We start from the raw sequence: 15,585 nt of genomic DNA on the forward strand, positions 1-15,585 counted from the left end.
CGGGCGATGAGCACGCAGGGTTGGCTCGTGGACCGGCAGGCACGGTTGCGGGCGTTCGAACGGGGCCACCCGTGGGTCATGGACACCCTGCTAGCCGTCCCGATCGTGCTCTTCAGCATTCCGAACATCATCGAGAAACCCCTGTCGGCGACCATCGCGACCCTGGTCCTGCTGCCGCCGCTGTACTGGCGGCGGCGGTACCCGTTTCCGGCGTTCCTGGTCACCGCCCTCATCGAGTTGATCGAGGGACTGCTGGACGTCGGCGTCGGCGCCGGGGTGATCCTGCTCGTGATGCTGTTCGGGGTGGCCTCCCGCGGTTCGTGGCGGGCGCTGGCCTGGGCCACCGGGATCACCCTCGCGCTGCTGGTCGCCGAGATCTACCTGATCAACCCGGTGACGGAGAACCGCATCATCACGCTGTTCCTGGTTCTCGGCACGTCGGGGGCTGCGGTCGCGTCCGGCGTCGCCGTGCGCACCCGCCGGGCGTACCTCATCGCCCTCGAGGACCGCGCCGCCCGCCTGGAGGTCGAGCGGGACCAGCGGGCCCGCCTCGCCGTCGCCGAGGAGCGGGCCCGAGTGGCCCGCGAGATGCACGACATCGTCGGCCATCACGTCTCGGTGATCGTGGGCCTGGCCGACGGCGGTGCCGCGCTCGCGACCTCGCGGGCCGAGCAGACCGCCGAACCGCTCCGGTTGATCGGTGACACCGCCCGGCAGGCGCTGACCGAACTTCGCCGGGTGCTGGGCGTGCTGCGCGAGGAGGACGCCGATCCGCAGCTGAGTCCGCAGCCCGGCATCGACGACCTCGACCGGCTGTTGCCGAGCGTGCGGGCGGCCGGGCTGCCGGTCACCTACTCCACCTCGGGCGAGCTGCACACCCTCGGCCGAGGCGTGCAGCTCGCGGTCTACCGCATCGTGCAGGAAGCGCTCACCAACACCCTCAAGCACGCCGGGCGCGGCGCGGCCGCGGACGTCAATCTCGCTGCCTCCGACGGAGAGGTACGGGTACGGGTGGTCGACAACGGCCGTGGCAGACCGGCTGCCCCGAGCCACGGCCTGCTCGGCATGCGGGAACGCGCCGCCATGTACGGCGGAGTGGTGACCGCCGGCCCGAGCGACAGAGGCTGGCTCGTCGACGTAGTCCTCAGGGAGCCCTCATGACCACCGTGCTGATCGTCGACGACCAGCAGTTGCAACGCATGGGCTTCCGGATGCTGCTCGACGGCACCCCCGGCATGAGCGTGGTGGGCGAGGCCTCCGCCGGTGCCGAGGCGGTCCGGATGGTCGAGCAGACCCGCCCCGACGTGGTGCTGATGGACGTACGCATGCCTGGCATGGACGGCATCGAGGCCACCCGCCGCATCACCGCCGCCGGTTCACGCACCCGGGTGCTGATCCTGACCACCTTCGATCTGGACGAATACGTGTATGCCGGCCTGCGAGCCGGAGCGAGCGGCTTCCTCCTCAAGGACGCCCGCCCCGAGGAGCTGATCGCCGGCATCCGCGCCGTCGCGAGCGGAGACTCGGTGGTGGCCCCCAGCCTGACCCGCAAGCTGATGGACGCCTACCTGCAGGAGTCGGCGCCGACCACGCGTGCGGACCCTCGCCTGACCACGCTCAGCGAGCGAGAGCGAGAGGTCCTCGAAGCGATCGGCCAGGGCGCCACCAACACCGAGATCGCCGAACGCTTCACCCTCACCGAATCAACCGTGAAGAAGCATGTCGGACGCGTCCTGGCCAAGATCGGAGCGCGAGACCGCATCCAGGCGGTCATCTTCGCGTACGACAACGGCCTGGTCGAACCCCGTGCGTGAGAGGTGCGCCAGCGCCTCGCTCATCCTCCTCCCGTGCGCACGGCAGAACGGTGGCGATGGTCTTGGTGCTCAGGCCCGTGTGGGCGCGGTACGGGTGAAGCCGGCTCTGCCCGTCAGCGCGAAGGACAACCCGGCGGGTCAGGCGGCAGCCGGACGCGCAGGCGTGCGTCCGTCTGCCGCCTGGTCACTGACGTGCCGACTGATCAGCGGCGGCGCAGCGCCGGCTCAAGCAGAGCGGGCGGGGTGTCGTTCTTCTCGTGGGCGGCGAGGTCGACGCCGGGAGCCACGATCGCGTCGATCGCGTCCAGCACGTCGGCCGAGAGCACCGTGTCCGCGGCGGCGAGCTGCGAGCGGAGGTGGTCCATCGTGCGGGGGCCGATGATCGCGCTGGTCACGCCCGGGTGCGCGGTGGCGAAGCCGAGCGCGAGCTGGATGATGCTGAGGCCAGCCTCGTCGGCGACGGTGACGAGCTGCTCGACGGCGTCGAGCTTGGCGCGGTTGGCGGGGATGCTGACGTCGAAGCGTTGCCGCATGAAGCCCGAGCGGTTCGTGCTGATCTCCTGGCCGGCACGGATCGCGCCGGACAGCCAGCCCGATGCCAGCGGGCTCCAGGCGAGCACGCCCATGCCGTACTCCTGGGTCGCGGGCAACACGTGGGCCTCGATGCCACGCTGCAGGATCGAGTAGTTCGGCTGCTCGGTCACGTAGCGGCTCAGACGTCCCTCGCGGGCGGCCCACTGCGCCTGCGCGATGCGGTAGGCGGGGAAGGTCGAGGAGCCGAAGTAGCGGATCTTGCCCGCGCGCTGCAGGTCCGTCAGCGCCGACAGCGTCTCGTCGTCGCTGGTCGTCGGATCCCACCGGTGCATCTGGTAGAGGTCGACGTGGTCGACGCCGAGGCGGCGCAGGCTGTTCTCCAGCGCGGTGACCAGCCAGCGGCGCGAGCCGCCCCGCTGGTTGCGTTCGTCGCCCATCGGCAGGGTCGCCTTGGTGGCCAGAACGACGTCGTCGCGGCGTCCGGCGATGGCCTTGCCGACCATCTCCTCGGACTGGCCGCCGCTGTAGGCGTCGGCGGTGTCGATGAGATTGATCCCCGCCGCGAGCGCTGCGTCGACGATCGCGGTGGCGCCCTCCTGGGTGGTGTTGCCGATCTTGCCGAAGTTCATCGCGCCGAGTACGAGGGTGCTGACCTGCACACCAGTGCGGCCCAAGGTGCGGTACTGCATGACTGTTCTCCTTCGCGTCGAACGGTCCAGGGTTTGGTGGCAGCCCGTCCGTTCCGTATGCTGATGAAGCGGAACGCCGTTCCGATTACCAACATACGGAACGTCGTTCCGGATGCCAAGCGGGGTGACGGAGGTAACCGACGTGGCCGACATCGACAGCGGCTCGGAGCAACCGGTCCCGCGCAAGCGGGCCGACGCACGGCGCAACGAGAAGGCCCTGCTCGACGCTGCCGCCGCGGCGTTCGTCACCTCCGGCGTCGACGTCCCCGTGCGGGACATCGCCGTACGGGCGGGCGTCGGGGTGGGCACGATCTATCGCCACTTCCCCAGCCGGGCCGACCTCATCGTCGCCGTCTACCGGCACCAGATCGAGGCCTGCGCCGAGGCGGGACCGGCCCTCCTGGCCGACAGCGACACACCGCACGCCGCCCTGGCGCAGTGGATCGACCTGTTCGTCGACTTCCTGGTCACCAAGCACGGTCTCGCCGCTGCCCTACAGTCCGACGACGCCGCCTTCCAGACCCTGCACGCCTACTTCCTCGACCGACTCGTCCCGGTCTGCGACCAACTCCTCGACGCCGCCGTCGCCGCCGACGAGATCCGCCCCGACCTGGACGCCTACGGGCTGCTGCGCGGCGTCGGCAATCTCTGCATCGGCGCGGGCAACGACCCCCGTTACGACGCACGACGCCTGGTTGACCTCCTCGTGGCCGGGCTTCGCGTCCGCTAGGTGTTCAGCCGAGAGGTCCCACCGCTCCCAACCTGCGTCCTCCAAACCGGGCTCACACCGGGGCGCCGAGCACCGACCGATCTTGAGAGTCCCTCGTTCCGGTGCGCTTTCGGTTCAGGCGTATCGCGGCGCGTCCCGTTGGCGCTCATAGTCGCTGACCGTCGGGACGACGGGCAGGACGAGCAGCAGGACAAGGTACGCCACGGCGAGCAGTCCACCGGTGAGCATGGTCAGCAGCAGCACGACGGTTCGTACCCAGTCGACGCGGAACCCGCCGTACGCCGCGATGCCGAGGCAGACGCCGGCGAACCATTTGCCCTCGTTGATCCTGCACCAGAACCGGCCACGCGACGGCTTCTCGGCGGGAGACGGCGAGGGGCGTGCCGAACTCACCGGGCCGAACTCAGCCAGGATCCCTGCCATCTGGGCACCGGACAGCGATTCGTCGCCCGAGCCCGTGAGGGCACTCAACCGGTCGCCGACCGCGGACTCGAGATCTCGGACGATTTCGTCAGCGTCCGGGTCGGAGCGCAACGCGCGTCGCGCATCATCGAGATATTGCCGCAGGGCCTCGCGAGCTTCGCGGGTGGCCGAGAAGGCCGCGGCATGCCCGGTGAGGCGGATGGATTCGGGCTCAGTCACGGGTCATCGTCCGATCGTCTCGATCACGTGGGTCAGTTCGTCCCAGTACCCGCGGAACGCGGCGAGCTGGCCTCTGCCGGCATCCGTGAGGGAGAAGTACTTCCGGGGCGGTCCTGACGGCGACTCACGCCACTCGTGGTGCACAAGCCCGTCTCGGCGGAGTTTGCTCAGCAGCGGATACAGCGCGCCCTCCTGGGCAGGGAAGCCTGCCTCCCGCAGCGCGGCGAGGATCTCCGCCGCGTACCGCTGCTGGGATTCGACGGCAGCCAGGACGAGTGGTTCGAGCAGGCCGCGCCGCAAGGCAACGAGCTTTGGATCGGTCTGCATGGGGCGCTACCTTGCCACGGCAAGGTACCTTTCACAAGTGGCCGCCCTCACGGACACCGCGCCTTCTCAGCGCGTGAAATCGTTGAGGGACAGCGCTGGCCGCCCGGTAGGTTTGCCCGCATGTCGCCGATCCCGACGCCGCTGCTACCCGAAACCCGACGCGCGCTGGTCCACCGGTTGGCCACCGGTCAGGTGGCGGGTCGGGCGCCTTCGGTCGTCGCTGCCGTGGTGCGTGATGGCCATCCTGTGTGGATGGACGGGTGGGGAACGGTGGACGGCAGGGTGCCGGATGGCAACCTCCAATACCGGATCGGCTCGATCACCAAGACCTTCCTGGCGGTGCTGGTGCTGCGCCTACGCGACGAGGGGCGGCTCGCGCTCAGCGACCCGCTGGCCGAGCACCTGCCCGGCACGGCGGCGGGCCAGGCCACGGTCGGTGCGCTGCTGGCGCACACCGCCGGGCTGATCGCTGATGCGCCCGGCCCGTGGTGGGAACGAACCCCCGGCACGCTGCGACCCGACCTGGCCGACGTGCTGGGCAGCGATCCGCAGGTGCATCCGGCCGGACAGCGCCACCACTACTCCAGCCCCGGCTATGCGCTGCTCGGCGCGCTGGTGCAACGGGTTCGGGGCCAGGCGTGGGGCGAGGTGCTACGGCGCGAGGTGCTGGAGCCGCTCGCGATGACCCGCACCACCCTGCTGCCGATCGCACCGCATGCCACGGGCTGGGCGGTGCATCCCTGGGCCGATGTGCTCCTCGCGGAGCCCGCCGTGGACACCGGTCTGATGGCGCCTGCCGGGCAACTGTGGTCGACCGCGACGGACTTGGCCAGGTTCGCCGCGTTCCTCATCGACGGCGACGACCGGGTGTTGCATCCGGACACCGTCGCGCAGATGCGCAGCCCGGCGAGCCCGCCGGAGACGACGGAATGGGACAGCGGCTACGGGCTCGGCATGCAGCTGCTACGCCGCGACGGCCGACTGTTGGCCGGGCACACCGGCTCGATGCCGGGCTTTGTCGCGACCGTGTGGGTCAGCCCCGACGACGCTCTGGGCGCGGTCGTCATGGGTAACGTGACCGCCGGCCTGTCCGCCGGTGCTCTCGCCGCTGATCTGTTGCAGACGGTCGCCGAGCGGGAGCCGCGGATCCCTGCGCCATGGCGACCGCTGCCCTCAGTTGACGCACAGCTACTGGATCTCGCCGGCCCGTGGTACTGGGGGCCGGCGCCTTATGTGCTGCGCCCGCAGGCTGATGGCTTCCTGGAGTTGGCCCCGCTGTCCGGCGGGCGCGGCACCCGGCTACGCCCCACCGACGACGGCGACTGGGAGGGGATCAACGGCTACTTCGCCGGCGAACGGTTGCGCGTGCAACGCGACGGGGCTGACGCCGTCAGCCACCTCGATCTTGGCACCTTCGTCTTCACCCGGCAGCCCTACGACCCTGCCGCACCACTGCCCGGCGGCATCAACCCCGCCGGCTGGCAGGCCGGCGGACCTCACGGACGCAGCGATCTCGGCATGAGCGGACGCCCCGACTGACGACCGGAAGCACCATGGTCGACATCTTCGAGCCCGCCGAAGAGGTCTCGCAGCAAGAAGCGAGATCGCGCCAGGCCTCCTGCCGGGTCGGCACCACCACTACGGATGTTCGCGTGAGCCTTCGGGAGGTTGCCGCCGCTCTGGCGGCCCTGACCAACGAGCCTCATCCGCTCGCCTGAGCGGAAACCATCGCACGCGGCGGCAGCTTGTCGGTCACGTCGATGAGCAGGTCGCGGGCCGCTCTGGCGTCGCCTGCCAGCGGCGAGTGCCAGCGGCTTCCCGGCACCGGTGCCCTACAGCACCACCGGCTCACCGAGCACCGTACGGGCGAGCAGTGCCCGCCCGACCTCGCTGCCGCAGGCCGCCACGTACCACGTGGTTACGCGACACCCTCCTGGACGCACCCCCGGGGGCCAACTCATCCGTGAGGTGTCTGCGGCGAGGACTGAGCTTTCACTGGATGAAAGGCCGAGGTGCGGTCTGCCACCAACCTTGGATGGTTCGCCCTGATCGGGGTCACAGCCCGACAGCGCCGGTCGCTCCGGGAGACCAAGGGTGTGATTCTGTCCGGCCGAAGGGACGCGCACACCTGCCGCCCTGATCCGTAACACGTCCGAAACTACCGGTTGAAAATCCTGGAATTTTCTGCCAGCCTGAGAGCCATCGATGGCTGTGAACGTTAACATGATCACTTCCCCACCGGAGGCGCCACAGGTGACGCCAGCCCACCCACCCAACAGGTGACCACGTCCACCACCTGCAGACCCCAGCGCTCGCCACCGCTTACCGGCGGGCGACCGGACCCACTCACCGCAACCCCGCATCCGCTGATCAGGTAGCCCGAGACGACTCGTCTGCACACGGGCGCCTGAGGTGAGTCCGGCCCGTTCGGGCCGACTCAGCATCGTGGCCGCCGCCATCCGAGCGGGGCTTCCCCCTTGAGCAGCGACAGAGCTCCACCTACCCCACCACTGGAGGACCGGCATGGATTTCCGGACCCGTCCCACCGGGCGCACCCGACTGCGAGCACTAACTATTTCCGGAACAGCCGCGATAATTCTGGCCCTGGCCGTGTCGCTGCTGCCCAATCTGGCCCAGGCCGCCGAGACAACCCTCGGCGCCGCCGCAACCCAGTCCGGCCGATACTTCGGTGCCGCCGTAGCCGCGAACAAGCTCAGCGACAACGCCTACACGACGATCCTGAACCGCGAGTTCAACAGCATCACCCCCGAGAACGAAATGAAGATCGACGCGACCGAGCCGCAGCAGAACAACTTCACCTTCAGCAACGCGGACCGGATCGTCAACCACGCCACCTCCCGTGGATGGAAGGTCCGCGGCCACACCCTGGCCTGGCACTCCCAGCAGCCGGGCTGGATGCAGAGCATGGAGGGCACCGCCCTGCGCAACGCCATGCTCAACCACGTCACCCGGGTGGCCACCAACTACCGAGGCAAAATCCACTCGTGGGATGTGGTCAACGAGGCATTCGAGGACGGCAACAGCGGCGCACGCCGTAACTCGAACCTGCAGCGCACCGGCAACGACTGGATCGAGGCGGCGTTCCGCGCCGCCGACGCAGCGGACCCGAACGCGAAGCTCTGCTACAACGACTACAACACCGACAACTGGACCTGGGCCAAGACGCAGGCCGTGTACAACATGGTGCGCGACTTCAAGCAGCGCGGGGTGCCGATCGACTGCGTCGGGTTCCAGTCCCACTTCAACGCGAACTCGGCGTACAACAGCAACTACCGCACCACGCTGTCCAGCTTCGCCGCCCTCGGCGTGGACGTGCAGATCACCGAGCTGGACATCGAAGGCTCCGGCACGACGCAGGCCAACACCTACCGCAACGTGGTCAACGACTGCCTGGCCGTGGCTCGCTGTAACGGAATCACCGTGTGGGGAGTACGCGACTGCGACTCGTGGCGCTCCAGCGGCACCCCGCTGCTCTTCGAGTGCAACGGCAACAAGAAGGCCGCCTACACCGCCACCCTCGAGGCACTGAACAGCGCCGGCCCCGGGCCCACCCCCACGCCCACCACTCCGGGGCCCACCCCCACCGTCCCACCCGGCTCCGCCAGCGAGATCGTCGGCACCCAGTCCGGCCGCTGCGTCGACGTACCCAACGCCTCGACCACCAACGGCACCCGGGTCCAGCTCTACGGCTGCAACAAGCAGACCAACCAGGCATGGACCTACACCTCAACCAAACAACTCCAGGTGTACGGCAACATGTGCCTCGACGCGGCAGGCGCCGGCAACGGCGCGGCAGTGCAGATCTACAGCTGCCACAGCCAGACCAACCAACAGTGGAACGTCAACTCCAACGGCACCATCAGCAACGTTCAGTCCGGACGATGCCTGGACGCTTGGAGCACCACCAACGGAGCTCAGATCCAGCTCTACGACTGCCACGGACAGACCAACCAACAGTTCCGGCTCGCTGCCCTCGCACGTTGATCACGGCCGACTCCACGCAGAACCTGTTCGAGGGTGTGCCGATGGACCAGCCGCAGGGCGAGATCCAGAACACCTGAGACAGGCCGGACTGCAACGGGCGGGCTCGGCGTCACGCCGGGCCCGCCCCCGTGGCCGGCAAGCAGGACCGCATCCTGGACTCCGTCGGTGTCGTCGACCGTAACCACGCGGCCGGTCATTGCGACACTCGAATCATGCCCAAGCGATCCTGCAAGGGCGCGGACGGGGCACCGGCGGTCAACACATCCGGCAGCGCACCCGCAACCCCTACGCCTGGGCTCACCCTTTGCGGGTCGATGACATCCTCTCCCAGGTGGAGATTGTCGCCGCGTTTCTCGACTCGTCCGCCCGGGACGCCCGCCAGTCCCTGAGCCGGCGAGAGGCCCGCCCGCCGGTGACGCCGGTATGAGCTTGGTGTCGGCGTTCGCACCGATCTGGATCCTTACCGCGGCCGGCTACGCGGCCTGCCGTTGGGGCCTGCTGGGCGAGGCGGCGGCGGCGGTGCTCGGCCGGTTCGTGTTCCATCTTGCGATGCCGTCCGCCCTGTTCCTAGCCCTGTCCCGGATGCCGCTCTCCGGGTTCGCCGACCGCTCGCTGCTCGCCTTCGGGGTGAGCACGGCCGCGGTCGTCGGGTTCGGGTGGGTCGGCGCGAGCCGGCTGTTCGGTCGCGAGCCCGACGAGCGGCCGATCTGGGGCATGGCCGCCGGGTACGTGAACTCGGCGAACCTCGGCATCCCGATCGCAACGCAGGTTCTCGGCAACGTGTCGTTCCTGGCGGAGGTGGTGCTGCTGCAGGTGCTGGTGGTGACGCCCGTGATCCTGGTCGCCCTGGACCGGCACAGCGACCCGGCCGGGCGGGTACGGGTCCGCCGTATCGCCTCCCTGCCGGTACGCAACCCGGTGATCCTGGCGTCGCTGCTGGGTGTCGCGTGCTCGGCTGCCGGAATGCATCTGCCGTCGACGGTCGGCGCGTCGCTCACCCTGCTGTCGGGCGCCGCGGTGCCGGCCGCCCTGGTCGCGCTCGGCGCGTCAATGCACCACACGGCGCCGTCGCGGGCCGAGCCGGCCGCGCTGGCCGGGTTGGCCGGGTTGGCCGAGTTGGCCGGGATCACCGCGCTGAAGCTCGTCGCACAGCCGGTCATCGCGTACGCGGCCGGGCTGGCCTTGCACCTATCCGCGCCGCAGTTGCTGGCCGTGGTGGTGTGCGCAGGCCTGCCGACAGCGCAGAACGCGTTCATCTTCGCCCAGGAGTACGGCGTCGGCGAGGCGGTGGCCAACCGGGCGGTGGTGGTGACCACGACACTGTCGCTGGCCACCCTGGCCGCGGCGGTGGCGCTGCTCGGGTAGGTCCGTCAGCTGACCCGTCCAGCAATCATGGTGAGTCACGCCGACCATGGCACTGGCGGCCAGGCCTCAGCAGCCGGCTTCCTTGGGTGAGCCGTTCCAACCCTCGGACGCCCGTGACCACGGGAGGGACCGCGGCCCACGGGGCTCGAACGGCGCCCGCGTACTGGTGGACGTCGTCTCGTCGGGGGCGTTCTCGAACTGTCGCCCGGTACCGCGGCGATGGGGCACAGGCATACATCACCGAGCTGAAGGCGCAGCTCGCCCGGTGCGGGGCGGGCGGCGACGAGGAGGGCTTCGACCCGGTCGCCGAGGACCACCTCGGGCCGGACACGGTGCTGTTCCTCGGCACCTACGACGAAGGCGACCGCTACGTCGGCTACGTCGCCGCCGCGGTCGGCCACTACGTGGTGGTGGTCATGATGTCGGACTCATACCTGGGGGCGGCCGACCTGACCACACTGAACGGGATAGCTGGTGCCGCGATGAGCCGAGCGGCGGCGTGACGCGGGGGCCGGCCATCGTGAGAGGGCCGGCCCCCGACCACGGGCAGCGTGACCGGACGATGAGAGTGCCCAGAATCGCGAAGCTGCTTTACTTTCGTCGCCGGTATCGGGCCGGCCCTGATCCTCGTTCGCGCCCGGTCATCAGCGACCGCGCGCGGACCGCCGCGTGATGCAGTCCGGGGCACGGCCACCGTGCCTTTCTCCCCAGCTCGGGCCCGCTACGGGAGGAGTTGCCGGAGCAGCGTTCCAGGAGCGGATCCAGGTACCGGACCGGGACGCGATCTTGAGCTGCGATTCTGCGGGTGGGGTTGCGGGAGACGTGGGTGACCGGGGGCAGGATGTCGAGGATTTTGCCGTTGGCACTGACGCGGAACCTGCCGTCACCGGTGCTGGCGAGGCGGGGATGGCAGTGGACGCACCGGAACCCGAGCAGGGAAAGGCACGTGCGCCGAAGGGTCGGGGACACAACGATTTGAGGACGCGTAGACATGATCCCTCTGAAGACCTGACGGAAGGCATGGGAGAAGAGCCGACGGCGACGTCGGCGACCGATGCGGGGAAGGTGTCAGGTCTACAGAGCAGGCGGCGTCACGCGGGGTGAAGTCCTCTCGTGAGAGGGTCGGAAAAGAAAGGTCCAGTTGTCAAGGTAGGGCGGGACAGGCTGGCCAGGCCACGCATTTTGTCTCGGTGTCGAGCACTGAGGGTCGGGCCTGCGCACGTCGAAGCGGTCCCGGGCAGCGCGGCATCGACCACGCGTCGTTCGCCCTCGCGGCGCCTGCCTGCCGTGTTGACGGACCTGCGGCGGACCTCAGCCCGCTGACTCACGACGCTGGTTGGGGAGCCCGCGCATTCGGGTGCGCACCACCAGGTCGTGTAGGGCGTCCACGGCTGCCGGGTCTACGCGCTCGGGCAGCACCGAGATGTCCCGGGCCGTCTCCAGCTCCGCGCGCAGCCGCGACACGTCGGTGGCGAGCCGCCCTGTAACGCCCGCGGGGAGCGGGCCATGCTCGGCCTCCCGTTTGGCGGCAATGAGACCCGGTACGTACGACAACCTCGTTCCGAGCACGGCAAGGTTCGTCTCTACGCGGCCGGTCCGCATCAGGTGGATCCCGGTGAGCAGGACCCGCAGCGTGTACAGAGCAGGCTTGAGCTGCCCGGTCTTGGCGTACAACTTCTCCTGGGTGGCCGCGAATCCGAGGTAGTGGTGCGCATGGTGACGGGTGACCAGCCTCGGGGCCAAGGAGATGAGGTCGGCGTGCACCGCGGTGGTCACCACCACCAGCGGTGACAACAGCTGCTCCAGAACATACCCGTTGCGGCTGTTCAGCAGCTTGACGAACTTCAGCAGATCATGGCTGACCACGTCCAACTCGACGTCGTCGCGCACGCCCATGTGCTGCAACGTCTGCGGACCGGTGCGCAACCCGACGACCTCCTCGGGCGAGAGCAGGTGCACGGCCCGCAGATCCAGATCGGAGTCGACGGACGCGAATCCGTACAGATGCGCACCGCTGACGGTGGCGAACAGCAGCGGACGGGGCAGGGCGCACGCTGCCTCGGCGGCCCACGGCGGCACCTCGGTGGTCACGACAGGTTCCTTTCCCGTACAGCCGTGAGCAGCCCATCCACCTCAACCCGATCGGGTTGGTCAGGCAACGTGGTGGTGGCGGTCGCGTCGGCGAGTTCAACCAGCAGGTCCGCCGCCCAGGCGGCGACCTCGTCCCAGGGCAACTCGCCGCGCCGCACCGCGAGCAGCCGGTCACGCAGGTGACGAACGTCGACCAGCACCTCCCCGGTCCGCAGCACATGCGCTCCGGCGATCAGCAGCCGGATCATGTGCATGGCCTGCTTGTGATTCGTTTCGCCGGTGCGCTCGCGGCGGGCCGCCACTCGGTTGAGCTGATCCCGGGCGTAGTTGCCGTAGGTCTCCGCCACCCGCCTCGACAGGAACGCCTGCCGTGCCGCCAGCAACCACTCCCCGTCGATGGTGATCGTCTCAACCAGCGGGGACCAGAGCACCTCCAGGACTGTCGGGTTGCCCTGCAGGGCCAGGAAACAGAAGCGTTCGAACTCCCAGGAGAACTGCTCCACCGCCGGACCGTCGAGGTGAGTGGGCGGCTTGTCGAGGTGCCAGAACGCCCGCGTGGGCGCCACGAACACACCACGCCGGTCGTAGTCCGAGGCCAGGTCATGCAACCCGTACGCCCGCGACCCGACCACCACGGCGAGAGCCGTATGCCGCTCGACAAGCTCGATCACGCCCGGGACGCTACCCAATCACCGTCCCGCACGCGCCACCCTTTTCGCGTGTCAGGTAGGCCGGCTCGACCCGGATTCGAGGCGTCCGCTAACCGCTGCCCCGATCGTCGAGGCACCGACGAAGAACAGGGGTGGCAGATGGTCAGGTTCGGCTACAAGGCCTCCGCCGAGCAGTTCGGCCCACAAGAGCTGCTCGAGTACGCGGTGCTCGCCGAGGAGTGCGGCTTCGACTCGGTCTTCGTCAGCGACCATCTCCAACCGTGGCGGCACGACGACGGGCACGCGCCGGCCGCGCTGCCGTGGCTGGGTGCCCTGCTCGCGCGTACCCGCACGGTGGTGGTGGGCACGAGCGTGCTGACCCCGACGTTCCGCTATCACCCGGCTGTTGTCGCGCAGGCCTTCGCCACGCTGGGTTGCCTCGCTCCCGGCCGGGTGGTGCTGGGTGTCGGCTCCGGTGAGTCGCTCAACGAGGCGCCTCTGGGCACCACTTGGCCGACGCCGGCGGAACGGCTGGCCAGGCTGACCGAGGCTGTCCAGCTGATCCGCCGACTGTGGACGGAGGACCGGGTGACCTTCGGCGGGCGGTGGTACCGCACCGACCGGGCCACCGTCTACGACCGCCCGGCCCGTCCGGTGCCGCTCTACATCGCCGGCGCCGGGCCGGTGGCCGCGCGGCTCGCCGGCCGCGAGGGGGACGGCTTCATCTGCACCAGCGGCAAGGGCCACGAGCTGTACGCGGAAACGCTGCTCCCCGCCGTGCGGGAGGGCGCCGGCCAGGTCGGCCGAGCGGCAGACGACATCGACCTGACGATCGAGCTGAAGGTGTCGTTCGACCCGGACCCGGATCGGGCACTGCGTGACACCGCCCACTGGGCCGCGCTGGCGCTCACCGCCGAGGAGAAGACCGGCGTGGACGACCCGGTCGAGATGCAGCGCCGGGCGGCGGCGCTGCCGCTGAGCCGGGCCGCGAGCCGGTGGATCGTCTCGTCGGACCCACTCGAGCACGCGGCCCGCGTCCAGGAGTATCTCGACCTGGGTTTCCGGCACCTGGTTTTCCACGCTCCCGGGCCGGACCAGGCGCAGTTCCTCAGCCTCTACAGCACGAAGGTGCTGCCCCTGCTCCAGGCCGACGCGCGGGTGTGACCGCGACCGAACGTCCCTGGACCGTCCTGGTGCCGCTGAAGCGACTGGACCGGGCCAAGAGCCGGCTCGCCCTCCCCCCGGCGCTGCGTCGGGCGGTCGCGGAGGCGATGGTCGTCGACGTGCTGACCGCCGCCGCCCCGCTGTCGCGGGTGTACCTGGTGAGCGAGCAGTCGGCCGCAGACCGTTACGGCGTACCGGTGCTGCCGGACCCGGGCGGCGGCCTGTCGGCTGCCGTGGCGCACGCCGCCGCCCAGTTCGACGGCCCGGTCGCGGTGCTCTCCGGCGACCTCCCGGCGGCCCGCCCCGCCGAGCTGGCGGCGGCGCTGGCCGCTGCGGCGAAGCTGGACACGGCCGTGCTGGCAGACACCCCCGGGTCGGGCACCACTCTGCTGACCGCGCGTCGCGGGTGTTGGCTGCGGCCGGCGTACGGGCCGGACTCGCACCTGCGGCACGTCACCGCGGGGATGGCCGATCTCACCCGCCGACTTGCGCTGCCCGGTCTGCGCCGGGACGTGGACACCGTGGCGGATCTCCGGGAAGCCGTGCGGCTGGGCGTCGGCCGGGCCTCGACCGGGTTGCTGGCGGCGACCGGTCACGCCTGCGCCGGGAGCCCGTGGCTTCGGGTCTGACCGGGCAGTTGAACCACGGCGACCGCGGCAACCGGACACCGCCGGCTGCCGCGGTCGTGCTGTTGGTGCCCGGTCAGTCCCGGTGGGCCGTCACGCGGCGGACGTCCAGGCGGACCCCCTGACCCCAGAGACGGTCGGCGAAGAGCGCCAGGCCCACGGTGAGCTGGCGGGGAGCGGCGGACTCCTCCGGTCGGCCGTTGTCCCGCATCGCGTACCGGGCGTCGAGCGCCCGGTGGCCGATGCGGTTGACCCGCAGCACCTCGGCGTCCCCCACGTGCCAGCACGCGGTACGCCGGTCCGCGTCGTAGGTGAGGGTCAGCGCGTGCACGTCGGCGGGCTGCCGGTCGAGCACCGGCACCGCGTAGGAGAACCCGGCGTAGCCGTGCGGCGGGAAGGCGAGCCGCTCGTAGACGGCGAAGACACAGCGGTCGGTGACGATGAAATCGAAGACCATGCCCGTCTCGCGGTCCATGCAGATCAGCGCCGCCGCCCCCAGCCGCAGGTCCCGGTGCGGGTCGGTGACCGCGTCGCCGTACGTGTGCCGGTCCAGGCCGTACGCCTCGACGGACAGCTCGGCGCGGACGGTGAAGCGGCCGGCGGGCACGGCGAACCCGGGGAGACCGTCGGAGGTGTCCCGGTTCGCCATCAGCGCCCAGCGCAGGTGGTCGGTCTCCGACAGCGGCTGCGGCGGTTCCGCGAACGCGGGATGCCCGGTCGCCGGGTCGGTGCCGGTGGGGGCGACCGTCAGGCCGTCGGGGCCGGTCCGCGGCACGCCGTCCCCCGCCGGGAAGCCGGGCACCGGGCGCAGCCGCCAACGCGCCGTCTCATCGCCGACCGAGAGCGGGCCCGAGAAGTCGTCCCGCAGCACCTCTCCGGTCGGGGCCACTCGGGTCGATGCCTCGGATTCGATGCTCACTGCCACCTCCAGAAAGGGGAACCGTCAGT

Annotated in this window: 16 protein-coding genes; 10 read left to right on the top strand and 6 right to left on the bottom strand. The window is 70.1% G+C overall.

The genetic code is table 11. The features are described 5' to 3' along the window. Window positions 1-6: 6 nt before the first annotated feature. The gene (locus tag LADH09A_RS06340; RefSeq protein WP_238643875.1) at window positions 7-1,161 is read left to right on the top strand and encodes a sensor histidine kinase; all 1,155 of its coding nucleotides are present in this window, start codon (window positions 7-9) and stop codon (window positions 1,159-1,161) included. Then, complete coding sequence (locus tag LADH09A_RS06345; RefSeq protein WP_238643877.1) at window positions 1,158-1,814, top strand: response regulator; 657 nt, start codon at window positions 1,158-1,160, stop codon at window positions 1,812-1,814. Before LADH09A_RS06340 ends, LADH09A_RS06345 begins: the two co-directional genes overlap by 4 nt. A gap of 203 nt (window positions 1,815-2,017) precedes the next feature. Here the strand turns inward: LADH09A_RS06345 and LADH09A_RS06350 are convergent, their stop codons facing one another. After that, window positions 2,018-3,037, bottom strand: a complete 1,020-nt coding sequence (locus tag LADH09A_RS06350) for an aldo/keto reductase (protein WP_238643879.1) — start codon at window positions 3,035-3,037, stop codon at window positions 2,018-2,020. 112 nt (window positions 3,038-3,149) lie between these two features. On the opposite strand from LADH09A_RS06350, the gene LADH09A_RS06355 reads away from it, so the two are divergent. After that, a complete protein-coding gene (locus LADH09A_RS06355) occupies window positions 3,150-3,767 on the top strand; it encodes a TetR/AcrR family transcriptional regulator (RefSeq protein ID WP_372492235.1) in 618 nt (205 codons plus the stop codon). Window positions 3,768-3,881: 114 nt separating this feature from the next. Here the strand turns inward: LADH09A_RS06355 and LADH09A_RS06360 are convergent, their stop codons facing one another. Beyond that, the gene (locus LADH09A_RS06360; RefSeq protein WP_238643881.1) at window positions 3,882-4,190 is read right to left on the bottom strand and encodes a PspC domain-containing protein; all 309 of its coding nucleotides are present in this window, start codon (window positions 4,188-4,190) and stop codon (window positions 3,882-3,884) included. Window positions 4,191-4,412: 222 nt separating this feature from the next. Then, window positions 4,413-4,736 (bottom strand): PadR family transcriptional regulator, encoded by a 324-nt coding sequence (locus LADH09A_RS06365; protein WP_238643883.1) that lies wholly within the window; start codon window positions 4,734-4,736, stop codon window positions 4,413-4,415. Window positions 4,737-4,856: 120 nt separating this feature from the next. On the opposite strand from LADH09A_RS06365, the gene LADH09A_RS06370 reads away from it, so the two are divergent. The 5 genes from LADH09A_RS06370 to LADH09A_RS06390 all read left to right on the top strand — a co-directional run bounded on the left by LADH09A_RS06370 (window position 4,857) and on the right by LADH09A_RS06390 (window position 10,609). Beyond that, window positions 4,857-6,275 (top strand): serine hydrolase domain-containing protein, encoded by a 1,419-nt coding sequence (locus LADH09A_RS06370; protein WP_238643884.1) that lies wholly within the window; start codon window positions 4,857-4,859, stop codon window positions 6,273-6,275. Window positions 6,276-6,289: 14 nt separating this feature from the next. After that, window positions 6,290-6,454 carry a hypothetical protein gene (locus tag LADH09A_RS06375; protein WP_238643885.1) on the top strand — a complete coding sequence of 55 codons (165 nt, stop codon included), beginning with the start codon at window positions 6,290-6,292 and terminating at the stop codon, window positions 6,452-6,454. A gap of 805 nt (window positions 6,455-7,259) precedes the next feature. Next, on the top strand, window positions 7,260-8,741 hold the full coding sequence (locus LADH09A_RS06380) for an endo-1,4-beta-xylanase (protein WP_238643886.1): 1,482 nt from the start codon (window positions 7,260-7,262) through the stop codon (window positions 8,739-8,741). Window positions 8,742-9,164: 423 nt separating this feature from the next. After that, entirely contained in the window at window positions 9,165-10,106 is a 942-nt protein-coding gene (locus LADH09A_RS06385; protein ID WP_238643887.1) for an AEC family transporter, read from the top strand. 113 nt (window positions 10,107-10,219) lie between these two features. Beyond that, entirely contained in the window at window positions 10,220-10,609 is a 390-nt protein-coding gene (locus tag LADH09A_RS06390) for a hypothetical protein (protein ID WP_238643888.1), read from the top strand. Window positions 10,610-11,417: 808 nt separating this feature from the next. On the opposite strand, the gene LADH09A_RS06395 is transcribed toward LADH09A_RS06390, so the two are convergent. Then, complete coding sequence (locus LADH09A_RS06395; protein WP_238643890.1) at window positions 11,418-12,197, bottom strand: nucleotidyltransferase domain-containing protein; 780 nt, start codon at window positions 12,195-12,197, stop codon at window positions 11,418-11,420. After that, a complete protein-coding gene (locus tag LADH09A_RS06400) occupies window positions 12,194-12,868 on the bottom strand; it encodes a nucleotidyltransferase domain-containing protein (protein WP_238643892.1) in 675 nt (224 codons plus the stop codon). The genes LADH09A_RS06395 and LADH09A_RS06400 overlap by 4 nt, the downstream gene beginning before the upstream one ends. Window positions 12,869-13,006: 138 nt before the next feature. Here LADH09A_RS06400 and fgd point away from each other — a divergent pair, with 138 nt between their 5' ends. Next, window positions 13,007-14,011 (top strand): glucose-6-phosphate dehydrogenase (coenzyme-F420), encoded by a 1,005-nt coding sequence (gene fgd, locus LADH09A_RS06405; RefSeq protein ID WP_238643893.1) that lies wholly within the window; start codon window positions 13,007-13,009, stop codon window positions 14,009-14,011. Then, window positions 14,008-14,640 carry a 2-phospho-L-lactate guanylyltransferase gene (cofC, locus tag LADH09A_RS06410; protein WP_238643895.1) on the top strand — a complete coding sequence of 211 codons (633 nt, stop codon included), beginning with the start codon at window positions 14,008-14,010 and terminating at the stop codon, window positions 14,638-14,640. The genes fgd and cofC overlap by 4 nt, the downstream gene beginning before the upstream one ends. 73 nt (window positions 14,641-14,713) lie before the next feature. Here the strand turns inward: cofC and LADH09A_RS06415 are convergent, their stop codons facing one another. After that, entirely contained in the window at window positions 14,714-15,556 is an 843-nt protein-coding gene (locus tag LADH09A_RS06415; RefSeq protein ID WP_238643896.1) for a DUF6081 family protein, read from the bottom strand. Window positions 15,557-15,585: the final 29 nt, after the last annotated feature.

It is taken from the genome of Micromonospora cabrerizensis, assembly GCF_022230955.1.
Classification (GTDB): domain Bacteria; phylum Actinomycetota; class Actinomycetes; order Mycobacteriales; family Micromonosporaceae; genus Micromonospora; species Micromonospora cabrerizensis.

Bases quoted from the DNA above. Each gene is read 5' to 3' on its own strand.
- LADH09A_RS06380 (WP_238643886.1), top strand. From the start codon at position 7,260: ATGGATTTCCGGACCCGTCCCACCGGGCGCACCCGACTGCGAGCACTA.
- LADH09A_RS06365 (WP_238643883.1), bottom strand. From the start codon at position 4,736: ATGCAGACCGATCCAAAGCTCGTTGCCTTGCGGCGCGGCCTGCTCGAA.
- LADH09A_RS06355 (WP_372492235.1), top strand. From the start codon at position 3,150: ATGCCAAGCGGGGTGACGGAGGTAACCGACGTGGCCGACATCGACAGC.
- fgd (WP_238643893.1), top strand. From the start codon at position 13,007: ATGGTCAGGTTCGGCTACAAGGCCTCCGCCGAGCAGTTCGGCCCACAA.
- LADH09A_RS06350 (WP_238643879.1), bottom strand. From the start codon at position 3,037: ATGCAGTACCGCACCTTGGGCCGCACTGGTGTGCAGGTCAGCACCCTC.
- LADH09A_RS06360 (WP_238643881.1), bottom strand. From the start codon at position 4,190: ATGGCAGGGATCCTGGCTGAGTTCGGCCCGGTGAGTTCGGCACGCCCC.
- LADH09A_RS06345 (WP_238643877.1), top strand. From the start codon at position 1,158: ATGACCACCGTGCTGATCGTCGACGACCAGCAGTTGCAACGCATGGGC.
- LADH09A_RS06370 (WP_238643884.1), top strand. From the start codon at position 4,857: ATGTCGCCGATCCCGACGCCGCTGCTACCCGAAACCCGACGCGCGCTG.
- LADH09A_RS06385 (WP_238643887.1), top strand. From the start codon at position 9,165: ATGAGCTTGGTGTCGGCGTTCGCACCGATCTGGATCCTTACCGCGGCC.
- LADH09A_RS06375 (WP_238643885.1), top strand. From the start codon at position 6,290: ATGGTCGACATCTTCGAGCCCGCCGAAGAGGTCTCGCAGCAAGAAGCG.
- LADH09A_RS06340 (WP_238643875.1), top strand. From the start codon at position 7: ATGAGCACGCAGGGTTGGCTCGTGGACCGGCAGGCACGGTTGCGGGCG.